At 53.3% G+C, this 26301-nt stretch carries 23 protein-coding genes; 14 read left to right on the forward strand and 9 right to left on the reverse strand.

Features of this window, described 5'->3' with window-relative positions:
* Positions 1-256: 256 nt before the first annotated feature.
* Positions 257-1021 carry a DeoR/GlpR family DNA-binding transcription regulator gene (locus AC3RCL_RS01255; RefSeq protein WP_452516312.1) on the reverse strand — a complete coding sequence of 255 codons (765 nt, stop codon included), beginning with the start codon at positions 1019-1021 and terminating at the stop codon, positions 257-259.
* A gap of 251 nt (positions 1022-1272) precedes the next feature.
* Between AC3RCL_RS01255 and AC3RCL_RS01260 the strand changes: the two genes are divergently transcribed.
* The 5 genes from AC3RCL_RS01260 to phnX all read left to right on the forward strand — a co-directional run bounded on the left by AC3RCL_RS01260 (position 1273) and on the right by phnX (position 6823).
* Entirely contained in the window at positions 1273-2025 is a 753-nt protein-coding gene (locus tag AC3RCL_RS01260) for an ABC transporter ATP-binding protein (RefSeq protein WP_012818473.1), read from the forward strand.
* Positions 2018-3634, forward strand: a complete 1617-nt coding sequence (locus AC3RCL_RS01265; RefSeq protein ID WP_492534250.1) for an ABC transporter permease subunit — start codon at positions 2018-2020, stop codon at positions 3632-3634. The genes AC3RCL_RS01260 and AC3RCL_RS01265 overlap by 8 nt, the downstream gene beginning before the upstream one ends.
* A gap of 261 nt (positions 3635-3895) precedes the next feature.
* Positions 3896-4891, forward strand: coding sequence for an extracellular solute-binding protein (locus tag AC3RCL_RS01270; RefSeq protein ID WP_096774919.1), 996 nt, complete (start codon positions 3896-3898; stop codon positions 4889-4891).
* A 22-nt stretch (positions 4892-4913) separates the two neighbouring features.
* Positions 4914-6008: a 2-aminoethylphosphonate--pyruvate transaminase gene (phnW, locus tag AC3RCL_RS01275; protein WP_492534252.1), complete on the forward strand. Its 1095-nt coding sequence runs from the start codon at positions 4914-4916 to the stop codon at positions 6006-6008.
* Positions 6005-6823, forward strand: a complete 819-nt coding sequence (gene phnX / locus AC3RCL_RS01280) for a phosphonoacetaldehyde hydrolase (protein ID WP_492534254.1) — start codon at positions 6005-6007, stop codon at positions 6821-6823. Before phnW ends, phnX begins: the two co-directional genes overlap by 4 nt.
* A 205-nt stretch (positions 6824-7028) precedes the next feature.
* On the opposite strand, the gene AC3RCL_RS01285 is transcribed toward phnX, so the two are convergent.
* Positions 7029-7238, reverse strand: a complete 210-nt coding sequence (locus AC3RCL_RS01285; RefSeq protein ID WP_036664887.1) for a hypothetical protein — start codon at positions 7236-7238, stop codon at positions 7029-7031.
* Positions 7239-7550: 312 nt separating this feature from the next.
* Positions 7551-8483 carry an alpha/beta hydrolase gene (locus tag AC3RCL_RS01290; RefSeq protein WP_313958354.1) on the reverse strand — a complete coding sequence of 311 codons (933 nt, stop codon included), beginning with the start codon at positions 8481-8483 and terminating at the stop codon, positions 7551-7553.
* 232 nt (positions 8484-8715) lie between these two features.
* Here AC3RCL_RS01290 and AC3RCL_RS01295 point away from each other — a divergent pair, with 232 nt between their 5' ends.
* A complete protein-coding gene (locus AC3RCL_RS01295; protein WP_012818480.1) occupies positions 8716-9162 on the forward strand; it encodes a DUF3888 domain-containing protein in 447 nt (148 codons plus the stop codon).
* Positions 9163-9284: 122 nt separating this feature from the next.
* On the opposite strand, the gene AC3RCL_RS01300 is transcribed toward AC3RCL_RS01295, so the two are convergent.
* The gene (locus tag AC3RCL_RS01300) at positions 9285-11033 is read right to left on the reverse strand and encodes a M28 family peptidase (protein ID WP_492534257.1); all 1749 of its coding nucleotides are present in this window, start codon (positions 11031-11033) and stop codon (positions 9285-9287) included.
* Between the two features lie 161 nt (positions 11034-11194).
* Positions 11195-11956, reverse strand: a complete 762-nt coding sequence (locus AC3RCL_RS01305) for a kanamycin nucleotidyltransferase C-terminal domain-containing protein (RefSeq protein WP_036664886.1) — start codon at positions 11954-11956, stop codon at positions 11195-11197.
* 79 nt (positions 11957-12035) lie between these two features.
* Here AC3RCL_RS01305 and AC3RCL_RS01310 point away from each other — a divergent pair, with 79 nt between their 5' ends.
* The 4 genes from AC3RCL_RS01310 to AC3RCL_RS01325 all read left to right on the forward strand — a co-directional run bounded on the left by AC3RCL_RS01310 (position 12036) and on the right by AC3RCL_RS01325 (position 15158).
* Positions 12036-12434 carry a hypothetical protein gene (locus tag AC3RCL_RS01310; protein ID WP_492534259.1) on the forward strand — a complete coding sequence of 133 codons (399 nt, stop codon included), beginning with the start codon at positions 12036-12038 and terminating at the stop codon, positions 12432-12434.
* Between the two features lie 98 nt (positions 12435-12532).
* Entirely contained in the window at positions 12533-13246 is a 714-nt protein-coding gene (locus AC3RCL_RS01315; protein ID WP_492534261.1) for an SAM-dependent methyltransferase, read from the forward strand.
* 275 nt (positions 13247-13521) lie between these two features.
* Positions 13522-14124, forward strand: coding sequence for a TetR/AcrR family transcriptional regulator (locus AC3RCL_RS01320; RefSeq protein ID WP_145040367.1), 603 nt, complete (start codon positions 13522-13524; stop codon positions 14122-14124).
* A gap of 290 nt (positions 14125-14414) precedes the next feature.
* On the forward strand, positions 14415-15158 hold the full coding sequence (locus tag AC3RCL_RS01325; RefSeq protein ID WP_012818486.1) for an SDR family oxidoreductase: 744 nt from the start codon (positions 14415-14417) through the stop codon (positions 15156-15158).
* A 170-nt stretch (positions 15159-15328) separates the two neighbouring features.
* Here AC3RCL_RS01325 and AC3RCL_RS01330 read toward each other — a convergent pair whose 3' ends face one another.
* Complete coding sequence (locus tag AC3RCL_RS01330) at positions 15329-15907, reverse strand: LOG family protein (protein ID WP_012818487.1); 579 nt, start codon at positions 15905-15907, stop codon at positions 15329-15331.
* Between the two features lie 215 nt (positions 15908-16122).
* On the opposite strand from AC3RCL_RS01330, the gene AC3RCL_RS01335 reads away from it, so the two are divergent.
* Positions 16123-16440 carry a MazG nucleotide pyrophosphohydrolase domain-containing protein gene (locus AC3RCL_RS01335; RefSeq protein WP_096774908.1) on the forward strand — a complete coding sequence of 106 codons (318 nt, stop codon included), beginning with the start codon at positions 16123-16125 and terminating at the stop codon, positions 16438-16440.
* 165 nt (positions 16441-16605) lie between these two features.
* Here the strand turns inward: AC3RCL_RS01335 and AC3RCL_RS01340 are convergent, their stop codons facing one another.
* From AC3RCL_RS01340 to fadR, 3 genes are all read right to left on the reverse strand, one after another.
* A complete protein-coding gene (locus tag AC3RCL_RS01340; RefSeq protein WP_096774907.1) occupies positions 16606-17583 on the reverse strand; it encodes an electron transfer flavoprotein subunit alpha/FixB family protein in 978 nt (325 codons plus the stop codon).
* A gap of 273 nt (positions 17584-17856) precedes the next feature.
* The gene (locus AC3RCL_RS01345) at positions 17857-18624 is read right to left on the reverse strand and encodes an electron transfer flavoprotein subunit beta/FixA family protein (protein WP_192570054.1); all 768 of its coding nucleotides are present in this window, start codon (positions 18622-18624) and stop codon (positions 17857-17859) included.
* Between the two features lie 38 nt (positions 18625-18662).
* Positions 18663-19253 (reverse strand): fatty acid metabolism transcriptional regulator FadR, encoded by a 591-nt coding sequence (gene fadR, locus AC3RCL_RS01350; RefSeq protein WP_009590197.1) that lies wholly within the window; start codon positions 19251-19253, stop codon positions 18663-18665.
* Positions 19254-19737: 484 nt separating this feature from the next.
* Between fadR and AC3RCL_RS01355 the strand changes: the two genes are divergently transcribed.
* The 3 genes from AC3RCL_RS01355 (at position 19738) to AC3RCL_RS01365 (ending at position 25892) form a co-directional block, all read left to right on the forward strand.
* Positions 19738-21918, forward strand: coding sequence for a (Fe-S)-binding protein (locus tag AC3RCL_RS01355; protein WP_492534265.1), 2181 nt, complete (start codon positions 19738-19740; stop codon positions 21916-21918).
* Complete coding sequence (locus tag AC3RCL_RS01360; protein WP_492534267.1) at positions 21915-24356, forward strand: 3-hydroxyacyl-CoA dehydrogenase/enoyl-CoA hydratase family protein; 2442 nt, start codon at positions 21915-21917, stop codon at positions 24354-24356. Before AC3RCL_RS01355 ends, AC3RCL_RS01360 begins: the two co-directional genes overlap by 4 nt.
* A 345-nt stretch (positions 24357-24701) precedes the next feature.
* Positions 24702-25892 carry an acetyl-CoA C-acyltransferase gene (locus AC3RCL_RS01365; RefSeq protein ID WP_492534269.1) on the forward strand — a complete coding sequence of 397 codons (1191 nt, stop codon included), beginning with the start codon at positions 24702-24704 and terminating at the stop codon, positions 25890-25892.
* The last annotated feature ends 409 nt before the right edge of the window (positions 25893-26301 follow it).

Below are 26301 nucleotides of genomic sequence, written 5' to 3' on the forward strand. Positions count from 1 at the left end.
ATTCCTTCATCATTATATGGACTTCCCTCCTAATGTACAACCGCTTACAAAGGGGGCTTGGTCCGTCATCCACATAATAAAGAGAGATGGAGATGCATGGAAAGAAGATTAATCCTTATGGATGCAGGATACTGAAAAAGTCTCGATCCATATAAGTTGGCACCGGTCTCCGCCAGTGTGAAATAAAAAACGGACGTTCCCATACTCGCTGTCGTTCGGCGATCGGTAATGTCCGTTTTTGGCGTGATTCTCTATTCTATTCATCTGCAATCACAAGCGTTGTATTGGTTTTCTTGAAAGTTGGAATAAAGCTTGGATGGACGTTCGCATCCGTCACGATGGTATCGATTCTGTCGAGCGGAGCGATGGAAATGGTAACGTCTTTGCCAAACTTGGTGCTGTCCGCCATGACAATCACCTCTTTGGACAGCTCGATCATTTTTTTGCGCGTGATGGCTTCTTCCAGGTTGTAGTCGGAGATGCCTTTTTCGATGGTAATGCCGCTGCAGCAGATAAACGCCTTCAGCACATTCAGCTCATGAAAGTTGAAGATGTATTCATACGCGACGACGGATTGCTCCTCCCGCCGGATTTTGCCGCCGATCATAATCAGTTCCACGTCGCTGTCCATCAGTTCGATCGCAACCGGAAGTGAATTCGTAACCACCGTCAGCTTCTTCTTATGCTTCACGTATTTGGCGATTTGGTACGTGGTCGAGCCGCTGTCGATGTAGATGCAGTCGCCGTCATGAACGAATTCGCTGCATTTGCGGGCGATCCGGTCCTTTTCTTCCAGCTGGCTGACCATGCGCTCATCCATGGAGGATTCGCCGAACCGGGACTCCACGAGCTTCACCCCGCCATAGATCTTCTCAATCCGCCCTTGCTTGGTCAGGGTGTTCAAATCCCGTCGCAGCGTATCCACGGAGACGTTCAGCTCATCCGTAAGCTCCGTGATCTTCAGTACTTTTCGAATCGTAAGCAGCTCAAGTATTTTCTTTTGCCTCTCCAATGGAAACATTCGCTCACCCATTCAATCCGCATTAGTGGTTGATGCCTGTATTCATGTCTAGTTTACCGATTCGCACGGCCATGTTCAATACAATTACCTACATTATTCATAAGTTAGGCATCTGTTAAGGATGAATATGGTCAATAGTTAGTATTGATTTATGAATGATATATGCATAATTTACTTACATTTAACAGTTCCCATGATTCTTATTTACATATGGTTTCTATACTGAGGATGTGTTTAAGGAGGTGAGCCGTTTGCTGAAGCTAGAGCATATTTGCAAACAATTCGACGATAAAGTGGTTTTGGATGACATCAACGTAGAAATCGGCACGGGCGAGATTGTATCGCTGCTCGGTCCGAGCGGGAGCGGGAAGACCACATTGCTGAATATTATTTTGGGACTCACCCGAATGGATCAGGGGAAAATCGTGTTCCAGGGTCAAGATCTGAGCAACGTACCGATGAAGAAGCGGGGATTCAATATCGTGTTTCAGGACTATGCCTTATTCCCGAACTTGAATGCCTATGACAATATCGTATACGGCCTGCGCAATAAGAAGGGAACCGTGAGCGAACAAGAGGTCCGGGAATATATCGATTTTCTGGAGCTCCAGCCCCACTTGGACAAGCGGATCGGCGAACTGTCAGGGGGACAGAAGCAGAGGGTGGCCCTGGCCAGAACGCTGGTCACGAAACCGAAAATCCTGCTGCTCGATGAGCCGCTCAGCGCGCTGGACGGCGTGATCAAGGAATCGATCAAGCAGCGGATCCAGTCGATCGCCAGGGAATTCAAGCTGACCACGATCATTGTGACGCATGACCCGGAAGAGGCGCTGACGCTCTCGGACAAAATCCTGATCATCCATCAGGGACAGATTGCCCAATTCGGCACGCCTCAGGAGATTGTGCATCATCCGAGCAATGATTTTGTGAAGCAGTTCATTATCAAGCAGCTGCATATCAAACGGCAGAACATCTACAACCTGTTCGGTGAACAGTATGCGTAGCGCGAAGCCGGAAATGCGGGTTATCTTTACCGTTATCCTGTTATTGTTCGCCGTGTTTCTGTTCCTGCCGCTGCTCATATTGCTGATCCGGTCCTTCGGATCCGATCAGGGATTTACCCTTGGACACTATGCATCCATAGGGGCGAATCGGGAATTCGTCGCGGCGATCGGCAACAGCGTGAAGGTATCGGGCGTAACGGCCGTGATCACGACCGTTCTGGGGTTCATACTCGCGTATTCCATTCATTGCACCAAAATATACCGGCCCGTCAAAGGCCTGCTGAAAACCGTCATCATGGTCCCCATGCTGCTTCCGACCATTACCTATGGGTTCGCCATCATGTATTCGTTCGGTAACCAGGGCTTGATCACCCGGCTTGCCGGGCGCAATCTGTTCGATATCTACGGATGGAACGGGCTGCTCATCGGCTACGTCATTTACACGCTGCCGCCGGTATTCCTGCTGATTCATAACGCGTTTAAGTACATTGATAAAAAATTCATCATCGTATCCAAGTTAATGGGTGACGGCACGATGAGAAGTTTCATGAATACGATTTTGCGTCCCCTTGCGGGAGCCCTTGGCGGGGCCTTTGTGCTGTCCTTTATCTTAAGCTTTACGGATTTTGGCATTCCGGCTTCCGTCGGCGGTACCTATCCGGTCGTGGCGACGCAGCTGTACCAGGTGATGCTGGGTTCCATTCCGGACTTCAATCAAGGCGCTGTCATTGCGGTGATGATGCTGATTCCGGCCGTGTTCGGCATCTGGCTGCTGAATTATCTGGAAAAGTGGAATTTCCACTATGACAAGCTGTCGGATATCGAGCTGCCGCGGCAGCGCGTTCGGGATATCGCCTTCGGCGTGATGTCGTCGGCCATTGTGACGGGCAAGCTGTCCATTTTTGCGGTGATGTTCATCGCTCCTTGGTTGAGCAGTTACCCCTATGACATGACCTTCACGTTCCAGCATGTGCGGGATGTGATTCAATCGAGCGACTTGACGGGGGTATATCGCAATTCGCTCTGGGTCGCCTTCTTGACGGCGCTGTTCGGTACCTTGATGGCGTACTTATCCGCGCTGCTCAATGTGCGAACATCGTTAAAAGCCCGGTCCGCGGTAGACATCGTATCCATGATAACCAATACGGTGCCCGGCATGGTGCTGGGGATATCCTACCTGCTCTTCTTTAACGGGAGCAGCCTGAAGGGAACCTTTATCATTATCGTTCTGTGCAACATCGTTCATTTCTTTACGACGCCGTACCTAATGGCCAAGAACTCCCTGTCCAAGATGAATCCCTCCTGGGAAACCACGGGAGAACTGCTGGGGGACAGCTGGTTCAAGACCGTGTATCGGGTGATCCTGCCGAACTCGGCCTCAACCGTCATTGAGATGTTCAGCTACTATTTCATCAACGCCATGGTGACGATCAGCGGCATCATTTTTCTCGTATCGGCCCAGACGTCGCTCGTCGCCAGCAAAATCAAAGAGCTGCAGCATTTCGCCAAGTTTAATGAGATCTTCGTGCTGTCGATGCTGATCTTCTTCACGAATCTGATCATCAAGATGGTGTGCGACGCATGGCAGAGGAGAACGGCGCATCGCTAAAGCTGCCCCATCACGCCTGTCCGCTACGATGCCGGATTTGTGGTTGGGGAAAAACATACTCGAACACCCAGCGGAGAGGACGTATCGTACTGGAGAAGCCAATGCGTTCGCCTTTGTCTGCGGATTTCTACAGTCGGATTCATACCAATCAGAAGAAATCCGAAGACAACAGCGATCGGAGGTACGATACGGTATCGCAGCGGACATCAAGCACTGAACCTATTTTAAAGCCAATAAAAACATTCAAGGAGTGAGTTAATCATGATGAAGACGCTGAAGGGAATGCTGCTGTCATTGATCGCAGTCAGTATGGTGTTTGCTTTGGCCGCTTGCGGCAGCGGCAGCGCGGGGGAAGCGAAGAAGGTAGTCATCTACACCAATGGGGATGAAGAAGCCGTTGCGGCAATGGAAACCTCGTTGAAGAATGCCGGATATGAAGGACAGTATCTTGTCCAATCCCTGGGCACCTCCGAACTTGGGGGCAAATTGATGGCGGAGGGGAACAAAATCGAGGCGGATCTCGTCACCATGAGCTCCTACTTCATCGAAAGCTCGCAGAGCAAGCATTCGATGTTTAAGGATCTGGCCTTTGACGCAGGCGCTACCGATTCTTATCCGGCATATTACACGCCGATTCTGGCGAATACCGGCTCCATCTTCGTGAATACGGAAGTGCTGAAGGATAAAGGATTGCCGATGCCCACCTCCATCACCGACCTGACCAAACCGGAATTCAGCGGACTCGTATCGATTCCGAACATCATGGATTCTTCCACCGGCTGGCTGCTCGTTCAGGCCATTATTACGCAATACGGCGAAGATGCGGGACGTAAGGTGCTTCATGACCTGATCGCCAACGTGGGACCGCATCTGGAGAGCTCGGGCTCCGGTCCGATCAAGAAAGTGCAGGCTGGCGAAGTGGCGGCCGGGTTTGGCCTTCGCCATCAGGCGGTAGCGGCTAAAGCCACCGGTGCACCGATTGACTACGTGGATCCGGTCGAAGGAAACTTCTCGCTGACCGAATCGGTTGCGGTCGTGGACAAGAAGAATGCAACGACGGATCTGGCGATGAAGATGGCCGAGACCATCGTAAAGGATGCCCGCAAAGATCTGATTGCGAACTACCCGGTGGCCCTGTACGAAGGGGAGACCGTCGATGAAGTCAACAAACCTGCATACTCGATGACCTTCGAGAAGCCGCTGACCGTGGAGCTGCTGGAAGAGCATCAGCAATTCTTCAACGGATCCAAAGAATAAGCCGACTTAGGAGCGATGCGACATGAAAACCTACAAGCTTTTGACACCGGGACCTTTGACCACAACCAAGGCGGTAAAAGAGGAAATGCTCTTTGACCGCTGCACGTGGGATGATGAATATAAATCGATTACGCAAAAAATCAGATCGCAGCTCTTGGCACTGGCCGGAGCGGATCCAGAGCTGTATACCGCCGTGCTGATGCAGGGAAGCGGCACGTTTGCCGTCGAAGCCGTCATGACGTCCGCCATTTCGAAAGACGATAAGGTGCTGATCGTAACGAACGGCGCCTACGGCGAGCGGATCGTGAAGATGGCGGAGTACATCGGACAGAATTACGCGGAATACAAGGTGAATTACGATGAACATCCAAGCGAAGATGAGCTGCGGGCCATACTCCATGAGGATTTGCGGATTACGCATATCGCGATGGTTCATTGCGAGACGACCACCGGCATTCTGAACCCGCTGGAGATGATCTCGAAGCTGTCCAGGGAATATGGAAAAACCCTCATCCTTGATGCGATGAGCAGCTTTGGCGGCATGGAGATCGATGTTCAGGGGCTCGGCATCGATTACCTGATCAGCAGCGCGAATAAATGCATTCAAGGCGTTCCGGGGTTTGGCTTCGTGATCGCCAAGCTGGAGAAGCTTACGGCCTGCGAAGGGATTGCGCGCAGCCTGTCGCTCGACCTGTACGACCAATGGAAGGGCATGGACAAGGACGGCAAATGGCGTTATACCTCGCCGACCCATGTCGTGGCGGCCTTCTCCAAAGCGTTGGATGAGCTGAATGAAGAAGGCGGCGTCCCTGCCAGGTTCAGCCGTTATCGGAATAACAATCGACTGCTGCGGGAGAGATTGGAGCAGATCGGCATCCGGGCGTATATCACCGATGACAAACAATCCCCGATCATCACCACGTTTTTATTCCCGAACGAAGGGTTCAGCTTTGAGCATTTTTACGCTTATATTAAAGAAAGAGGTTATGTGATCTACCCGGGTAAGCTGACCGACGTGGATACCTTCCGCATCGGGAATATCGGGGAGATCTATGAACAGGATATCGAGCAATTATGTACGATTATTGAAGAATATATGGGGGTGACGGCACAATGAACCGAATCGAAGGCGTTATATTGGACTGGGCTGGAACGGCCGTGGATTTTGGATGTTTTGCGCCCGTGAACGTGTTTGTCGATATTTTCAAGAATGCGGGTATTGAGGTAACGATGGAGGAAGCGAGAGCACCAATGGGGATGCTGAAGATCGACCATATTCGTGCCATGCTGTCTATGCCGAGAGTGTCTGCGCTATGGGAGGCGAAGTACGGCAGAGCTTTCGGTGAGCAGGATGTAGAACGGCTGTATGCGGAATTCGAGCCGGCCTTGATGGTCTCCTTATCCGAGTACACGGACCCGATTCAGGGTGTCATTGAGGCGGTTGAAGCGCTGAAGGCGCAAGGCTTGAAAATCGGTTCCACGACCGGTTATACGAGCGGCATGATGGAGGTCGTGGTTGCCAATGCGCGGCAAAAGGGGTACAGCCCGGATGTTTATTTCACGCCGGATGACACGCGCTCCCAAGGAAGACCTTACCCCTACATGATCTACCGGAACATGGAGTTTCTTGGATTATCGGCTTCATGGAAAGTCATTAAGGTCGGCGATACCGTCTCCGACGTGAAAGAAGGCGTGAACGCAGGCGTGTGGTCGGTTGGCGTTGCTATCGGCAGCTCCGAAATGGGCTTGGGCTTGGAAGAGTTTCATGCCCTGTCAGAGTCGGACCGGGAAGCCGCGATCTCGAAAACCGAAGAGACGTTTATCCGTAACGGGGCGGATTTTACGATCCGGACGATGAGCGAGCTGCCGCAGTTGATCGAGAGCATTAACGGCATGCTGGCTGAGGGAAAAAGACCGGGCATTCAGCGCTAGGATGGTATTTAATGAAGAAACCGCGAATGGTATTCTTCGGTGCATAAGCTCTGTCTCGGTTTCTACTGTACTTTTTTGTTGACTTCCTTCATTGAGAGGGTGCTCACTTTAAACCTCAATAAAACAGATCCGGCAGAATTGCCGGGTCTGTTTTAGATTGAGTTAAGTTTCTAACGCAAATCGCTAACAATGAATGAGGTAGCATTTAGATTTCTTTATTCTTACGATCCCCAAGTGTTTTTTCCGAATGATCTACTAGCAATTTCTTTATATCTTTCAATTCGTTCTTGAGACTATCCATTTCCGATTTCAACCCTGAATTTGAAATAGCATTACTAACAATCAGGTAAATTAGTAAGTAATTTGCTGCTAAAATAATGATAAAAAAAATGAGCTCTTGTACTCCAACAACCATGAAGAATCCATCCTTTCAACAATGGAACTAAAAACCTTATAATTTATTTACTCATTCCAAAAACAATGTGTGTTTACAGAATATTCTAATTATAGCATGATTCTGAATCTAAACAGGAACATGTAGTTGATCTCTTGAGGGAAACCAGGTCAAGTGGTCTCATATCATGCATCCAACATTTATGTTCTAAACCTGAGTTCGCTCAAAGGGTATAGCTCACCAACATGGGCTTAAATGTGACCACAAAGCTGATCAGGGGTATATTCACCTCACCAAAAAAGAGCAGTCCGCATGGACTGCTCTTCTTTCAATTTATTGCACATACGTGCCGATAAACTCCTTCACTTCCCGGTCGTACCCTTCTGGATCGAACTGGCGTGCCAGGCCGTGGCCTGCATCGGGGACGATGAACAGCTTCTTTTGCTCCGGACCGTTCTCGTACAGCTCATACACCATCTCGGTAGGGACGAACAGATCCCCGCCGCCGTGTATGAACAGCGTCGGCGTCTTGGATTTCTTCACCTGCTCCAGCGCGGAGGCCTCGCCGAAGGAGTATCCGGCCCGGATCTTGGTGAGCAAGCTCGTGGATTGAACCAGCGGGAAGGATGGAAGCTTATACATGCGCTTTAGCTGATAGGTCAGCTCATCCGTGACCGAGGTATACCCGCAGTCCTCGACAATGGCTTTTACCTGGGGCGGAAGCTCTTCGCCGCTGGTCATCATCACCGTTGCCCCGCCCATGGACACGCCGTGCAGGACAATCTGGGCGTCTTCCCCTGTATGCCGGATGACGCGTTCAATCCATCTGAGATAATCCATCCGCTCCGGCCAACCGAAGCCGATGTAATCGCCTTCGCTCTTTCCATGGCCACGCGCATCGGGAAGCAGGACGTTGTAGCCCAGGTCCTCATGGTACATTTGGGCGAATCCGCTCATCTGCTCCGAATGGCCGGAGTATCCGTGCGCGATCATGACGGTTTTATCCGTAGGCACTTCGGCAGGTAAATAGTACGCATGCAGTTTCAATCCGTCGTCTGAGGTAAGACTCCATTCCTCGAAGCTTTGCTTGGCCCACCAATCCTTGCTATCCGCAAAGGGGTTGTCGATATTCGAGTTGGCTTCCAGGTCCGGGTTGCCGTTCAGGAAGGCCTTGTCGGCCCGGGCAATAGCGACGTTATAAAAGTAGAAGCTGGCTGAAATTATAATGATTGCTAGTAATGCGATAATAGCTGCAGACATGGTCATAATCCTTTTTTTCTTAATGATGTGTACCCTCCCCGTCAGTGTTGATCGCGCTGAAGGCATGCCGAGAGGAAGAATGCGCCGAATCGATAGCTTCCTTCCACCTATCATATCGTACGTATCTTGATTCATCCATATGGCAGATCACGTTCGATTCGGATGGCGTTACATCAATCTTATCGGTTGGGAGAACCTAATCCATAAGAACTGTGGCAGGAGGTGCGAAGAGAGGAAGATGAACAAATGCTTTATCAGCCTGATCCTTGCCGTCGTCACGATTTTCGGCTTGCCTCTGCCGTCCCATGCCGAGGTGACCGATTATACATCACCGAAAAAGGATAGTGCCCAGCTGCAGTATCAGGATTTGCTGATGCTGTTTCTGCTTCCCCATATCGATGAAGTGGTCAATCGGCATTATAGCCATACGTTGAAGGAGCTTCCGGTTGTTTATCCCTACTTCGTGGACGTGATCCAAGTGAAGAGAGTGAACGGATTCCGCGGCTTTCATTTCGTCATCACGCTGGAGGCCCGCCCGGTGGTCGGCCCCCATATCCCGGTGGGAAAGGACCGCCTTGTCTTTGAGGTCGCCCCGACGATTCCCGGCGGTATGGTGAAGCTGGTAGAATACAAGCATCTGAATACGTATGAGCTTCCCTCGCATTGGCAAGACATCGTGAAGTAACGGCGGCTGAGGCTCATCCATGTAAAAAAACAAGCAAACGCGGTGTTCGCGTTTGCTTGTTTGGCATGCAGGATAGAGTGCACTTATCAGGTGTAACAACTATCAGCTGCTCTAGGGGAACCCTATCGGCTCTCATAAACCGGCCGATCCGGCCCGGGTTCAGCTTGGCTCCAGCCGATGCCGAGCAGGACAACGATGGCGATGAAAGCGGCCGGCAGCACCCATTTCCAAGAATGCGCGAGCATTCGGACTGCCGGGGACATCAGGGCCAGTATCAGTCCGATCAGCACAACGCTGAACAGATGAATTCCCGGCGGGAGCAGAAGGAATACGATGTGAAAGACCGACGTGAACATCAGAACCGGGATAAGCGATGTTCCTAGCACGACGGCCGGATGGGTTAAGGTTTCGCGCGGGTCCCGGGTAAATGCCGCCCACGTCAGAGCCGCGAAATGTACCAGCAGCGGTATCGTGAATAAATAACTTGCGCCCGGCAGAAGCCAGGTCGAGCCGATGAGCAGCAGCAGGAACAGGAACGCGCCGCCAAGCAGCGTCTCCACTTCATTTGCTTTCCGCACAATCCAGCGGGTAAGTGCCACATGAACGATGAGTGTCACCAGGACAAAGCTGACGCTGTACAGAAGCGAATCATAGGTTGCGCCTGTGGGCTGCGTCATTTTGCCTGCCCACAATGCATCGATGAGCGTCCACAAGCCATAGCTGAGCGCGGTTGAGAGCACGACGGCCAGAATCGGAGTTCCGAGCCCGATCAGGCTTCCCTTAACGGTAAGCAGGGAGAAGCGGGCAAACAACCAAGCAAAAGCCAGCCATAGCGCTGCGATCGCCACGGTGAGCGGAATTGCCCATTGCGCAGGGTAGTGAACCAGCAGGCCAAACAGATTGAAATAGATGCGGTCGCCTGTGGAGGTCAGGTCAGCCAAGTCCAGGTTGCCAAAATGCCTTGCCATGGCGAGCGCATTCTCGCCTTGATGCTGCATGGTCTCAAGGGAGACATTCTCCGTGTTGTCCATCGGGGTATGGTAAGCTACCCACCCGTCGCCATAGGCAAAGTTCAGCCCCGGGAGGCCATGCTCCAGCGCCACCGTCAGATCGGTATCGTTCGGCAGTTGTTTGTAGAGATCCACCAAGAGGGAGTTGCTGACAGGATTGGATACGGCCCGGGCATATTCTTCAATGATCCGTCCATTGCTGTCGCTGGTCTGGAACATGAAGGACGAACCCTTCGATCCCCGGGCTTCAAAATTCGCAATCATGCCAATCTCACGGTGCGCCGGATCCTGAAAGAACACCTCGGCACCGAGCAGGCCTCTTTCCTCCCCGTCTGTCAGCAGGATCCAGATGTCATTTTGCGGCGGAGTTCCGGCCTGGATCGCTCTTGCCGTCTCCAGCAAGGAGGCTACGCTGACCGAAGCATCATTCGCCCCGGGGCCGGTAGGGACCGAGTCATAGTGCGACATCAGAAGGAGCGGTTTACCAGTTCCGGTTCCTTTAATGACGCCGAGAATGTTCGTAAGCTGCACGTCGGCGTCGACGTACTTGGTTGTCAGACGGTCATTAAACTCCTGAACCTCCGGGTTCAAGCCGAGCTGCTTCATCTGTTCCACCAAATAAGCCCGGACTTCCGCATTGGCAGGGGACCCCATCGGGTGGGGCTCTTGGGCAATCCGTTCGACATGTGCCATGGCGCGTTCCGCCGAGAACTCGGTTGCGGGTGCATCGATCTTTCTGGCTTCCGGCGGCTTCTCGAACCACAGCATGAGGGAGATAAAGAGTATGACGGCCAGGATGGTTGTAAGCGGCAGCCAATAAGGAGGTCTGCGGTCCGGCGGTCTGCTCAATTGAATTTGCATGATCAATACTCACTTCCTTTTAGGATCATTCAGGGTCATTCGCGGTGTGATCTTTCATCATATGTAAGAAATAGGCCCTTACACAGCGTAGTTCCAGAATATGACATGTGTCAATATAAGATTGAGAACGATGGCTCCTTACCCTAACAAAAGAGCCTCCATCAGAATGGAAGCTCCTTTAATTTATATTCGATATTCATCTGTTCATACCATGCGTTTAGTCCGGTCCAGAGCTGCTCGCAGAGTTCATAGACATGATCGATTTGGAGAAGCTGTCCGCGCATGACCAACTGTGCCAGCTCGTCATAACCGGAAGGTCGGGATGGGAGGGTAAGGGATTCCTCCAACGTCCGGGCCCTAGTATGATAAAAGGTTCGGTTGGCAAGCCCAATCAGCTTGGCCGTCTGCCAGGTCAGGTCCTTAGCGCCAAGCGGGAGATAGTTTAGGTTCCCGGACTGGACGTTGTTTCGGATTTTGCCCATCGTTTCGTAGGGCTCCCAAATCATGAATTCCCGCATCGTTTCTTTGATCGCCTCGTCCGAAACTTCAAGGGGCAGCTTCCGAATCTCGGCGAGCAGGTTCCCCGGATCGTAGATTTCCTGCAGGTGTACATAGGCGCCGGCTTTAATTGCCCAGGAGTCATCCACTGACGCGGCAGCCTTGAAGATGTCCTGTTTCTGTTTCATTCCGATTTCGATTTTGAATGGGGGATATATGAATTCGTATCCGGGCAGGGAGACTCCGTCCTGCGTAACAACCCGAAGCTCAATGTCCGAGTAAGGGCCATCCATTCCTTGCGCAATCGAACCGTACAGGCCGATGGCCAGAATGTCATCGCCGTGCAAGTGAAGCAGCCGGTCTTTGATGTGATGAATGATGTTCATTTTCTCTTCTCTGGTCGTAGCCGCAGGATAAGATAGCATAAGGAAATCCCCTCCGAAGAAAGTTAGTTATCTATATTATAGTATAAATAGAACGGGTGCATTAGGGGGTGACGGGTTTTTGAAGTTTAAGAGCGTTCTAACCGGGTTCGTCTTGGCGACGGTGATTGGTTGTTCTGGATTAAGCAAGATAGCTGTGCCTGAGGATCTGCTGGCGGAAGAAGATGAATTACGAATTCATTATTTCTACGAGGATGCAAATGCCGCGAAAGGGCCGAATGGGCAAACGCATGTTGCATGGTGGAGTGAAGAGGTCCGTATGTCCGATGCCGATCGAGAGGTTTTGCAGGCTGCCATGTTGCATAATGTAAGGGACGAGACCGGCAGGCAAAGGGCGGATGCTATAGGACTAGCCAGATTTCCGATTATTGTATTGGTGAATGATAAGGAAATCGTCTTGAAAACGGATGACTTAGATGATGTTATAGATTTTCTTAAAAAGAACAGGCAGGGATCATAATATTCCAATTCCCTTACCCCATATTATGGTAGTATATCCTTGCGGAGTGTGCAGGAGCTGCCGCATCCGCAGCCAATCTATAGCTGAGGTGAGAAGAGATGAGTAAAGCTGAGCAGAGTAGAGGTAAGACCAAGCAGGAATTGGACCGGGTTGTATTCATTGGCCGCACGTTTGAAGAGTACGCGCACATGTTTGATTTGAAGATGCCGGAGCTTGCCGGTAAAAGGGTGCTGGATTGCCCTTCCGGCGCGTGTTCGTTCACCGCTCACGGTTCGAAGCAGGGTCTCGATATAACGGCCAGCGATATTGCTTATGATCACAAACCGGATGATCTGGAGGCCAAGGGACTGCAGGATATCGGGCATGCCATGGAAACGATGGAGCAGGCAAAAAGCAATTATGTCTGGGATTATTACGGGGATGTGGAGGGGCTCCGCCGGCATCGCGAGCAAGCGCTCCGCGATTGCGTTAGGGATATGCGGGAGTTTCCGGATCGCTATGTCGCTGCGGTACTGCCGGAGCTGCCTTTTGATAACGAACAGTTTCACCTGGTGCTGTCCGCCCATTTTCTGTTCATGTACAGCGACCGATTGGACTATGACTTTCATGTCCAGACGGTTCGGGAGCTGCTGCGAGTGGCCTCGGAAGAGGTGCGCATCTTCCCGTTGACCGATTTATCGGGGAGCCGCTACGTCCATTTGGACCGTCTGATTCATGAGCTGGAGGCAGAAGGCTTGCGGGTAGCGGAAGTTAAAGTACCCTATGAGTTTATGAAGAACGGCAATTCGCTGCTAAGCATTCGCAAGATATAGAAGCTTGAGAAGGCAAGAAGCGAGGAAGCCGGCAATGTGCCGGCTTCCTTTTTCTCTGGGGATGGTGATTATCGCCAGATCAGCAGGGTGTGCCGTGTTCACGTTCACTGACCCAATGTATGTTCCTGTCTTATAGAAGCACGGAGAATGGTTTTCATGGTGGAGGACAAATGACAAAAACTCAATATTGATATGATGAGGTTGTTTGCTATAATGTGTTCAACAGAGAGGGGGCGTGAAGGTGGGCAGCGGGCGAAAACGGAATCCCGTTGCTCATGGAACCTATGTCACATGACCAACCATTAACAAAAGAAGCCATATTGGACGCGGCCGAGCAGACGCTTCGACGTTATGGCCCAGACAAGACTTCGGTTGTCGATGTGGCCAAAGCGCTGCAGGTGAGCCACGGCTCGCTTTATCGGCATTTTCCCAGCAAGGCCGCTCTCCGAGAAGCCGTCACGGAGCGGTGGCTACAGCGGATCGCGGATCCGCTGCAGATCATAGCAGACGGGACGGACGGCAGCGCCACCGATCGCTTGCGGTTATGGACGGATACCCTGATCCGGGCTAAGCGGACTTACGTTCTCGAGGATCCCGAGATGTTTGCCATGTACGCGTCCGTGACGCTGGAAGCCGTCAAGATCATTGATACGCATGTGAATTTGTTAATCGGGCAGATCACCCAGATCATGGATCAAGGGATGCGTGCCGGTGAATTCAAGCCAGGCCGGCCGGAGTCGGCGGCGAAGGCTTTTTTCATGGCCACCTCCTTGTTTCACCATCCGGCCCATGCCTATCAATGGACTTCGGATGGGATCGAAGCCGCCTTTGAGTCGGTGTGGACGTTACTGTTGGCCGGGATTTCGACGAACGGTTAGCAGAGATAGGGATATGGCCAACCGCCTTCATGCAGAATGCGGCAGGGCACTTTGGGAGCTAGCATGATGAGATCATTCCTTATGTAAAAAAGATGCTATTCTTGGCGAAACTCGCATGGGATAGCGTCTTTTTTGTTTTGATTCGTTTACAAATGACAAAATTATAAATCTGTCACTTGTAATTTGTTATAAAGCGACATATAATCAAGTTACTAATAAGAGATTGCCGATCAGAACATCCATCTGGGGAGAGATTCGTGTTTCTCAATTCATATGCGGGAGGTTTTATCATGACAAAGGGCTTATCGGGCAAGGTAGCTATCGTAACGGGAGCATCCAGAGGCATCGGGCGTGAAATTGCAGAGAGACTTGCGGAGAACGGAGCCAAGGTTGTCGTAAACTATGCAAGCAGTCCGGCTAAAGCCGAGGAAGTGGTGGGCCGCATTAAGCAGGGCGGCGGCGAAGCCCGGGCCATTCAAGCCGATATTAGTCAGGTAGCGGAGATCGAACGGCTGTTTCGTGAAACGATCGAAGCCTATGGCGGAATCGATATTCTCGTGAACAATGCCGGCATCATGACCACCAAGCCGATTGCGGCCATGACGGAGGAGGATTTCGATCAGCAGTTTGCGATTAACGTGAAGGGGACATATTTTGCGATCCAGCAGGCTTTTCGCCATATGAATTCGGGCGGACGCATTATCAATTTCTCGACATCGGTCGCTGGGCAGATGTTCCCGACTTACAGCGTGTATGCAGGGACGAAGGGAGCTGTGGAGCAGTTTACGCGTCAGTTGGCCAAGGAGTTCGGGCCCAAAGGGATCACGATTAACGCAGTGGCGCCCGGTCCGGTTAATACGGAGCTATTTACCGTTGGCAAATCGGAGGAACAGATTGCGGGGATTGTCAAAATGAATGCCTTCGGACGTCTGGGGGAACCGGATGATATCGCAGGTGTCGTGCTGTTCCTGGCAAGCGAAGAGTCGAAATGGATCACGGGTCAAACGCTGCGGGTGAACGGCGGGTTTGTATAATATCGCCTCTATTTCGATGGCGAAAAATAAAAATGCACCGGGATTCCGGTGCATTTTTTTGAAATACAGCAGACCACTTAAATGGTCATAATGACCTGCAACACATTTTTCCATAGAGGGCGCTATTTCCCTCAAGACCCTCAAAACACTTTAAGCCCCTCAAGGCATCCTTAGTCCAGGTCCTTCCACTTCAGGTCCAGTGTCGGAGGCGTGTAGCTATCCATAAGCTCTAACAACTTGAGCGGATCATCGGACATGTTGATCAGGTTCAAGTGAGAGGAGTTGGAGAAGCCCTCGGTAATGCTGTACTGAATCAGCTTCATGAACGGTTCGAAATAATCGCGGATACTGAGCAGCCCGATCGGCTTCTGATGAATGCCGATTTGCGACCAGCACAGCACCTCGAACAATTCCTCATAGGTTCCAAAACCGCCCGGCATGGCGATAAACCCGTCGGCCAGCTTGCCCATCGTCGCTTTGCGTTCATGCATGTCGGCGACTTCAATGAGCTGGGTCAGCTCGGTATGTACGATTTCCCCCTTGAACAGCCCTCTCGGCATGACCCCGATCACTTCGCCGCCATTTTGCAATACGGCGTTGGCTACTTCACCCATCAATCCGATGTTGGAGCCGCCGTACACTAATTTGTATTGGTTGTGGGCAATATGCCTGCCAAGTTCGGCCGCTTTTGCTTTATAGTCCGGATGCTCGCCCATGTTCGATCCTGCAAATACGCATATGGATTTCAATTTGCACACTCCTTACCCAGATGTTGATATTTCGTTCGAGTAATTATACTATATATAGTGATTTATGTCATGGAATGCTCGGCATATCCTTTCGGCGCCGACATGGCACCTTTTTATTTTATGGCATGCATGTTCGTTTTATCATGGATTTAATCTCGGATTGTGTAAAAAGAAGGATGCAGTCATCCCAAGAAATCGCGGAGGTAACACACGTCATGGATATGAATGAAGCGCAGCAATGGATTAAACAGTTCTACGGTGAAAGAGGCTGGGCCGGGTACGGTCCCTTTATCCGGGTTGGATTTTTGATGGAGGAAGCAGGGGAAACGGCGCGCGCCGTACGCGCTTATGAGATCGGCAGGGACCGCCCCGATGAGGAGGTTCAGTCGAGGGAACGGCTCAAGCAGGATCTGGTCGAGGAGATCGGCGACGTGCTCGGCAACATCTCGCTTCTGGCGGATCTCTATGATATTTCGCTGGAAGAAGCGTTTACGGCGCATCGGCAGAAGCTGTTGAAACGGTTTGGTTCTTAAAGGGGACAGGCTAGTGCCTGTTCCCATTCAGTTGTGGTAGTCCTTCGGAATGCTTTATAGGCGAAGGATGCTGCAGGCGCAAAACTTATGAAGTAAAAGGCTGCTCCAGGTTCCCAGACCTTTTGGAGCAGCCTTTTTTTGAATATGATAAATCGTTATGAAATCCTAGGATACCAACACCTTGCGGAATTCCTGCGTCAGCAGCGGGACGACATCGAACAGATCGCCGACGATGCCGTAATCGGCAACTTTAAAGATGGGCGCCTCCGGGTCCTTATTGATGGCAATGATGACCCGGGATTGGCTCATACCCGCTAAATGCTGGATCGCGCCGCTAATGCCGCAGGCAATATAGATCTCGGGCGTGACGACTTTGCCGGTCTGCCCGATCTGGAGCGCGTAATCGCAGTAGCCGGCATCGCAGGCGCCGCGCGATGCGCCGACCGCCCCGCCGAGCAGGTCGGCGAGCTCCTCCAGCGGCTTAAAGCCGTCCGCGCTCTTCACGCCGCGCCCGCCGGAGATGACGATTTTGGCTTCCGATAGGTCGATTTTTCCCGTGGTTTTGCGGACAACGTCCTTTATCACGGAGCGCAGGGAAGGAGCCGGGTAAGCGATGTCCTCAATGCCGGCGCTGGCGCCTTCGATGGCTTCCGCGGCGGGAATATTGTTCGGTCGAACCGTGACCACCCACGGTCCGTTCTGAAAGACGCGTTTCTCAAAGGCTTTACCCGCATAGAGCGGACGCGTGAATACCGCTTCTCCGCCTTCGTTGTCAATGGCGGTGACGTCGGAAATCTGTCCGGCATTCAAGGAAGCGGCCACCAGCGGTGCCAAGTCGCGGCCGATGGCCGTATGTCCGAAGAGGACGGCATCGGGCTGTGCCTGACGGATTACCGCTTCGATGGCGGCCATATAAGCTTCGGGATTATAGCTCTCCAGATCCTCATGCTCGACGGTATAGATGGTATCGGCACCATAGCCGTTCAGGGCCGATACGGCCTCCGTAATGTTGGAGCCCGCAACCAGAATACGGATGCTGTCGCCATCTTCTGCAATTAAACGGGCAGCGCCAAGCGTCTCGAGAGCAACCTGACGCAGCTTCCCATCCCGGTTTTCGGCATACACTAATATCGTTTTGCTCATATCATAACCTCCTAAGATCCATTTGGGGTTGAAAGTAAAGAGAGTTTTACGATGTCGGCCAGCCTGAGCGTCCAAAGCGAATGCGGGTCATTCCTACAATCGCTGCTGCCCCCGATTTCCAAGACGCATTAAGCGAAAAGCGTGCATGACGGACATCCCGTAAACCATACAATCAGAATACATAAGGCACGATGGCAGGGGCTCTGCCGCTGCCATGTAACCGCATTCAACAATGAGAATCGAAGGAATTCACAGGTTCAATTTGTCCTTTTATTAAATCACTTTCGACTGCGTCCGCAGCAAGGATACCAGCTCATGCGCCACTTCGGCAGGCTCCCCCTTCAGAATACGCCCGGCGCTTCGCTCCGGCGGCAAGGACAACTCGCTTTGCTTCGTTGCCGGCTGAATATCGGGTTCGGATAACCCGAGATCATCCAGGCTCAGCGTCTGAAAAGGCTTCTTCTTGGCCTTCATGATGCCCGGCAGCGACGGATAACGGGGTTCGTTTAATCCCTGCTGTGCGGTGAAGATGGCCGGCAGCTGGACTTCAAGCACTTCCAGATCGCCTTCCGCATCCCGGTGCACTTCAGCGGTGGTCCCGTTCAGGGTAAGCTTGGTAATGGAGCCGGTGTGCGAAATGCCGAGAAGCTGTGCCAGGCGGATGGCCACTTGGCCCGAGCCGCGGTCCACGGAGAAGTTGCCGCCGAGGATCAGATCCGGGCTTTCCTTGGACAAATACGCATGCAGCACCTTCGATACCGCATATTCATCGTCCGGAATCCGTTCGTCGGAGATCAGCACCGCATCGTCCGCCCCCATCGCAAGGGCGGTCCGGAGGGCTTCTGCCGTACGGTCGGGTCCGACCGACAGGAGCGTCACGCTGCCGCCGTGGTCATCCCGAAGCTTCACAGCTTCTTCTACCGCATATTCGTCATACGGATTGATGACGAATTTCACCCCATCCTCGGCAATCGATCCGTTCTCAATCGTGATTTTTTCCTCCGTGTCAAAGGTCTGTTTAAGCAATACCACAATCTTCATCGGTTAAACTCTCCCTTCAATATGAATATCAGCAGGACTTATTGTCCGCCGGAAACACCGCTCAGAAAAAAGCTTAGCGTCTCATCCGCTTGATCGGACAACGAATATTTACGGCCGGAGATCAGCCAAGAGGTTACCGCTTCGTCCATCGCGCCAAAAATCAGGTTGCGGACCAGCTTGACGTTCAGATCGGAACGGAATTTCTGTTCTTGGATGCCCTGTTCCAGGATATTCTCGATCAGTACGATATATGGCTTGAGCGCGCTGCCGATTTCCTTGCGCAGCTCCAAATCGCTCTGCCGCAGCTCAATCTGCGTGACGTATGCAAGTTCGGGATTGCTCTCCAGCTCCGAGAAATGGATGCTGCACACCGTCCGTAGCGCTTCCACGGCGTCCGTGGTTCCTTCCACGCTTTCGTGGAATTTGCCGACCAGCTCCCCAAGCTTTTCTTGGAACAGGCGGATCAGGATATCCTCCTTCCTCTTAAAGTACAGATAGATGGTGCCGTCGGCCACGCCGGCAGCCTTGGCGATCTTGGATACCTGGGACCGGTGATAGCCGTTTTCGGCAAAAACTTTCAGGGCGCCCTGGAGGATCAGGTGGTATTTTTCATTTTTTTTACTTGTCATATGCTCACCCCGGTGTTAGAATACAGTTAAAATTATGAATGAATACTCATTCATTTCTTGTATCCATCATAAAATACGTTCATGTCATTGTCAACGATGGGTTATCGATGACGCGTAAAATGGATGAAGCAGACCTGGAAGAGCAGCAAAATAAGGCGTTCATATCAGAGCAATAGACGGCAGTTTAACCGGAAGAAACGAATAGCTGGGTATCCGAAAGGCAAGTACACAAATACGGATGTAGCGTTGTACAGATGAAGAGATGCAGCTAGCAGTCATGATGTTCGGTTTAGAGTGGTCGGCACGGCACGATGTGGAGGTCTTATTTTTGTCTCTATAATGAAAGCGCTTCATATATTGTCCCAATCTTGACACAATGACGAGCCGGTTTTGGAAGGAGTGACAGGAGCTGTAGAATTGGACGCTGCAGAGACGAAATGAAGGGTGTGGAAGAAGGATCTTTTAACGCAAGGGGCTGAGAGGGATGATTCCAACATTAATCAACGCGCTGCTCTTTGTCTTGATCACGGGCTGGGCAGTGTACATGTTCGCCACCGTGGTGTATCGCCGTTACCTGTATATCCGTTTGGGCAAGCCGGCGAATCTGAAGAAGGATCTGAAGGAGCGCCTGAGCCAGTTCGCCATCCAGGTGTTCGGACAGAGCAAGCTGTTTAAGGACCGCAAGAGCGGCATCATGCACTTTATCGTGTTTTACGGATTTATCATTTTGCAGTTCGGGGCGCTCGATATCATCTGGAAAGGGCTATCGGGTCACAGCTTGCCGATTCCGGGCCATGCGGGCTTCATCCTCATGCAGGAGATTACGGTTGCGCTGATTCTGCTGGCCATCGGTTATGCGGCATATCGCCGCTATGGCGAGAAGCTGAAACGGCTCAAGCGGGGCTGGAAGCCAAGCATTGTCGTGTTTTTCATCACCACGCTGATGGCTTCGGTGCTGCTGACGATGGCCTTTGAACGGCTCATGGAAGGTCTGGCGTGGTCGGCCATGGCACCGATCTCCTCAAGTATCGCGGCCGCGTTTGCCTGGATGCCGCCGGTGGCAGTAACGGTGTGTTATTACGTGTTCTGGTGGCTTCACTTGCTGATTCTGCTGTCTTTCCTTATTTATGTGCCGCAATCGAAGCATTTTCACCTCATTACGGCGCCGATCAACATTCTGGTTCGTCGCACGGATCCCCCGGGCAAGCTCAGTAAGCTAGACCTGGAGGATGAAGAAGCCGAGGAATTCGGAGTAGGCAAAATCGAGGACTTCACGCAGAAGCAGATGCTGGATTTCTATGCCTGCGTTGAATGCGGACGATGCACCAACGTGTGCCCGGCCTCGAACACGGGCAAGCTGCTGTCGCCGATGCACATGATCGTGAAGCTGAGGGATCATCTCACGGAAAAAGGTGCCGCGCTCACCTCCAAATCGGCGTGGATGCCTGCCTCCGTGTTTGGGTCGCCGGGCGTCCACTCCATGGGCGCAACGGATTTGGCGCTTGTCGGCTGGAAGGGCGAGGGCATCACCGACATCGGACCGACGATGGATGTGCAGAAGCGTTCCTGGCACCAAGTCGAGGGCGTAGACCCGAAGGATATTCAATTGATCGGCGGCGTCATGACCGAGGAAGAGATTTGGGCGTGCACGACCTGCCGCAACTGCGAGGATCAGTGTCCGGTCGCAAATGAGCATGTCGACAAAATCGTGGATCTCCGGCGACATCTCGTTCTGATGGAGGGCAGCGTGCCGCAGGAAGGCCAGCGAGCCATGCAAAACATCGAACGACAAGGCAACCCTTGGGGAATCAGCCGCGCGGACCGGAGCAAGTGGGTGAAGGAGGTTGACCCGGAAGGGACATTGGATCTGAAGATCCCGACCGTGAAGGAAAATCCGGACTTCGACATTCTGTTCTTCGTCGGTTCCATGGGTTCCTACGACAATCGCAGCCGCAAGATCACCCGGGCCTTCGTCCGGCTCATGAATGAAGCGGGCGTCAACTTCGCCATTCTCGGAAACGAGGAGAAGAACTCGGGCGACACTCCGCGCCGGATGGGCAATGAATTTCTGTTCCAGCAGCTGTGCATGGAGAACATCGAGACGTTTCAGAAATACGATGTGAAACGAATCGTCACGGCTTGCCCGCATACCTTCAATATTTTCAAGAACGAATATCCGGAATTTGGACTGGAGGCTGAGGTCGTCCACCATACGGAGCTGCTGGATCAACTGGTGAAGGAAGGGCGTCTTAAGCCCAAGTATCAGGTTCAGGAGAAAATCACCTATCATGACTCCTGCTACCTGGGACGGTATAACGACGTATACGATCAGCCGCGCAGCGTGCTTCGCGCCATTCCCGGCGTCGAGCTGCTGGAGATGGAGCGGAATCGCGAGAACGGGATGTGCTGCGGCGCCGGCGGCGGTCAGATGTGGATGGAGGAGGACGCAGGCAAGCGGGTGAATCTGGCGCGTACCGAGCAGGCGCTGGCCGTATCTCCGACGATGATCAGCTCCGCCTGTCCGTTCTGCCTGACGATGCTGGAGGACGGCACGAAGCTGAAGGAAATGGAAGAAAGCGTGAAAACGCGAGATATTGCGGAAATTCTGGAGTTATCCGTATTCGGTCTATCCGAAATCCATGAACAGGAGGTCGTTGTGCAATGAGTAATACCATTACCAAAGAAGCCGTCAGCGGTTCCGGGGTCGCAAGTCGAAACATCACTAAAGCCGCCGTGATCGGCTCGGGCGTCATGGGATCGGGGATCGCCGCCCATCTTGCCAACGCAGGCATTCCCTGCCTGCTGCTCGACATCGTTCCGAATTCCTTGACCGCCGAGGAGGAGAAGGCCGGCCTGACGCTGGATCATCCGAAGGTACGAAACAGGCTTGCCGCCAAAGCGATTGCGGCTCTGCCTAAATCAAGCACCGCTCCGCTCTACAGCGCTGATTTTGCGGGCCGGATCACGCCGGGAAACACCGAGGACCATCTAAGCCTGTTGAAGGATGTGGACTGGATCATCGAGGTGGTTACGGAACGCCTGGAAATCAAAAAGAGCATTTTCAAGCAGATTGAAGGCGTGCGTAAGGAAGGATCGATCGTCAGCACGAACACCTCGGGCATTTCCGTCAATGCGATGGTCGAAGACTGCAGCGAGGAATTCCGCAGCCACTTCCTGGGGACGCATTTCTTCAATCCGCCGCGTCATATGAAGCTGCTGGAGATTATTCCGGGCTTTGATACCGATCCGGACATTACGAAGTTCATGGTTGAATTTTGCACGAAGCGCCTTGGTAAAGGGGTTGTGCTTGCGAAGGACACGCCGAATTTCATCTCGAACCGGATCGGCACCTACGGACTTCTGGTCACGCTGCAGGAGATGGTGAAGAACAGCTATACCGTGGAGGAAGTAGATGCGGCCACGGGTCCCGTTCTGGGACGTCCAAAGAGCGCCACCTTCCGCACGCTGGATCTGGTTGGCATCGATACGTTTGTCCATGTAGCCAAAAACGTGTACGACTCCGTACCGGACGGCGAGGAGAAAGACGTGTTCACGGTGCCTGACGTCATGAATGAGCTTGTCGCTCGCGGCTGGACCGGGGAAAAGGGCGGCCAGGGCTTCTATAAAAAAGTAAAAGGCGATCAAGGCAGCAAAATCCTATCGCTCAATCTGTCCACGATGGAGTACAATCCGAGCGCCAAAGTGAGCTCCGCTTCCATCGAAGCCGCCAAAGCGGTAAAGGGAGCCAAGCGGAAGATCAAGGCTTTCCTGGGAACGCAGGATCGTTACTCGGAGCTGGCCTGGAATGTATTGAAGCAAGTGCTCGTCTATGCGGCCGGCAAGCTGGGAGAGATCGCCGATTCCATCCAGGACATCGACAACGCGATGAAATGGGGCTTCAACTGGGAGCTCGGTCCCTTCGAGACCTGGGATCTGATCGGATTGCCGGAATCCGTGCAGCGCATGGAAGCAGAGGGCGTGACCGTCCCGGCGTGGGTGAAGGAGTGGGTTGCCGCAGGCAACAAGTCCTTCTATCAAGAGAAGGACGGCGAGGTGTTCCATTATTTCAAAGGCGAGTATAAAGGCGTTGAGGTTCAGCCTGAGCTGATCTCGCTGCAAGCGCTCAAATCGCAAAACCGGATCATCCGCTCAAATACGGGGGCGAATCTGATCGATATTGGGGATGGCGTTGCGTGCCTTGAATTCACTTCGCCGAACAACGCGATCGGCGCCGATATTCTGGTCATGATCCAGCAGAGCGTGGAAGAGGTCAGGGCCAATTACCGCGGACTGGTGCTGGCGAACGAAGGCCGGAACTTCTGCGTCGGCGCCAACCTGATGCTCATGCTGATGGAAGCGCAGAGCGGCGACTGGGATGAGGTGGATGACATCATCCGTCTGTTCCAGGGCAGCATGATGAAGCTGAAGGGGCTGGAGAAGCCGGTCGTGGCCGCGCCTCACCGGATGACGCTGGGCGGCGGCGTGGAGGCGTGCCTGCCGGCGGACCGGATCATCTTCTCGGCGGAGACCTATTTCGGCCTGGTGGAGACGGGGGTCGGTCTGATACCGGCAGGCGGCGGCTGCAAGGAGCTGGCCCTCATGACCAGCAACCGTCATCCCGATAAGGAGAGCGACCTCCAGCCGGAGATCAACAAAATCTTCGAGATGGTGGCGATGGCCAAGGCATCGACCAGCGGACATGAAGCCATCCGCATGGGGTATGGACGCAGCGGGGATACGGTGGTCATGAATCAGGATTACCGGATCCATGAAGCGAAGCAGGCCGTGTTAGCGATGGACCGGGCGGGCTATGTTCCGCCGCAGCCGGGCAAAGCCCGCGTTGTCGGCCGCGACGGCCGGGCCGTGCTCCAGATGGGCGCGATCGACATGAAGCGAAGCGGCTATATCAGCGATCACGATCTGTTGATCGCGAAGAAGCTGGCGCATATCCTGACGGGCGGCGACGTCCCTGCGGGAACGGTCGTGAGCGAGCAGCATCTGCTCGACCTGGAGCGAGAAGCATTCCTCAGCCTGCTCGGGGAGGCCAAGACCCAGCAGCGCATGCAGCATATGCTGGCAAAAGGCAAGCCGCTGCGGAATTAAGGCGATTCAGCTTGGACTGTACTTCCTTGGCAATTTTGAGCGTCTTGCCTTCCGGTCTCTCCTTGCCTTCGGCATCTTGAAAAGCAATCAGGACATACGAACGATAATGTTGGTATAGTCCTTAAAGCTTCACAGCTAACAGATCAGCTATCATCCGCAACGTGCGATTTGCCAAATCAAACGTGCATACGGTACATGCGGCAAACTGTCCGCACTGCTGGATGTTTGGGTGATGGCGGCTCTTTAATCAGTTCCACCCGTTACGTACTCATTTCAAGGCCGATGAAAGGCCAGCAATCATATCGGTATTGGATCAAACCATTTCTAGTTGATGAGGTGAATGGCATGAGAGAAGCAGTCATAGTATCCCTTGCTCGCACCCCGGTGGGGAAGGCGAAGAAGGGCAGTTTTGCCCAGACGCGCGTAGAGGATCTCGGCAAAGCCGTACTGGAAGCCGTCATTGAGCGTGCGCCGGGCCTGAAAAAGGAGGACGTCGAGGACATTATCCTCGGCTGCGCGATGCCGGAAGGCGAGCAGGGCCTTAACGTTGCGCGGATTATTTCCTTGTATGCGGGTTATCCGGTCACGGTGCCGGCCTTGACCGTCAATCGCTTCTGTTCGTCCGGACTTCAGGCGATCGCTTTTGCTGCGGAACGCATTATGCTCGGCCATGCCGAGGTCATCGTCGCCGGCGGTGTCGAGAGCATGAGCCATGTGCCGATGACCGGCTTCAAGCCGGCACCGCATCCGACGATCGTCGAAGAGATGTCGGAGGTTTACATCGGCATGGGCCATACGGCGGAGGAGGTAGCACGCCGCTTCGGCATCACCCGCGAGGCGCAGGATGCCTTCGCGGCCAGCAGCCACCGCAAGGCCGCAGCCGCTATCTCCGAAGGCAAGTTCCGGGACGAGATCGTACCGGTGAACGTAACGCTGGCTGCTGCCGATGAGCAGGGCAAAGTGCTCAGCAAAACCTTAGCCATCGATACGGATGAAGGAGTTCGGCCGGACACAACACCGGATGTGCTGGCCAGACTGAAGCCGGCCTTTGCCCTCGGCGGCTCGGTTACCGCGGGCAACGCGTCGCAGACGAGCGACGGCGCGGCGGCGGTAGCCGTCATGAGCCGCGAGAAAGCCGAGGAGCTGGGCCTTACCCCGCTGGCTACCTTCAAATCGTTTGCTCTGGCCGGCGTGGAGCCGGAGATTATGGGCGTCGGCCCCGTCGAAGCGATCCCGAAGGCGCTGCGCATGGCGGGCATCGAGCTGGATCAGGTGGATGTGTTCGAGATTAACGAAGCGTTCGCTTCGCAATGCCTCCACATCATCCGCGCGCTGGGGATCGACGAGAGCAAGGTCAACGTCAACGGCGGCGCCATTGCACTCGGCCATCCGCTCGGCTGCACCGGCGCCAAGCTGACCGTCAGCCTCGTCTCCGAGCTCGCCCGCCGCGGGGGCGGCTACGGCGTCGTGAGCATGTGCATCGGTGGCGGAATGGGCGCAGCGGGAGTGTTCGAGGTGCACGCAGCCGGGGCGTAATTGCCTCTTCCGAAGGAGTCGTAACTCGTTCGTTATTGAAATAAAAACCAATCCTGTCAGTTGTCAGGCCCAGGGAAGCAGCCTCCTTCTTGACTGGGGGAGAGCTGGAACAAGTCCCAAGGAGGGAAATGTGGCCAGCCAAGATCACCAGGGTCGACGACCAATCCAAGCATGCCCCGGACCACGCATCGTGCGCACGGGGAGCAGTGCGCACGATGTACCCGTGTCCGCTCCGTACACGACCGGACACGGCACCACTCACTCCAACCACAGGTGTAGTGCAATGATAATGGGGAGCAGTGCGCACGATGTACCTGTGTCCGTTCCGTACCCGGACCGGACACCGCACCACTCACTCCAACCACAGGGGAGTGCATGGATAACCGGTCGCAGGCGTTTGAACTTAGGG

This window comes from Paenibacillus sp. MT86 (assembly GCF_058792535.1).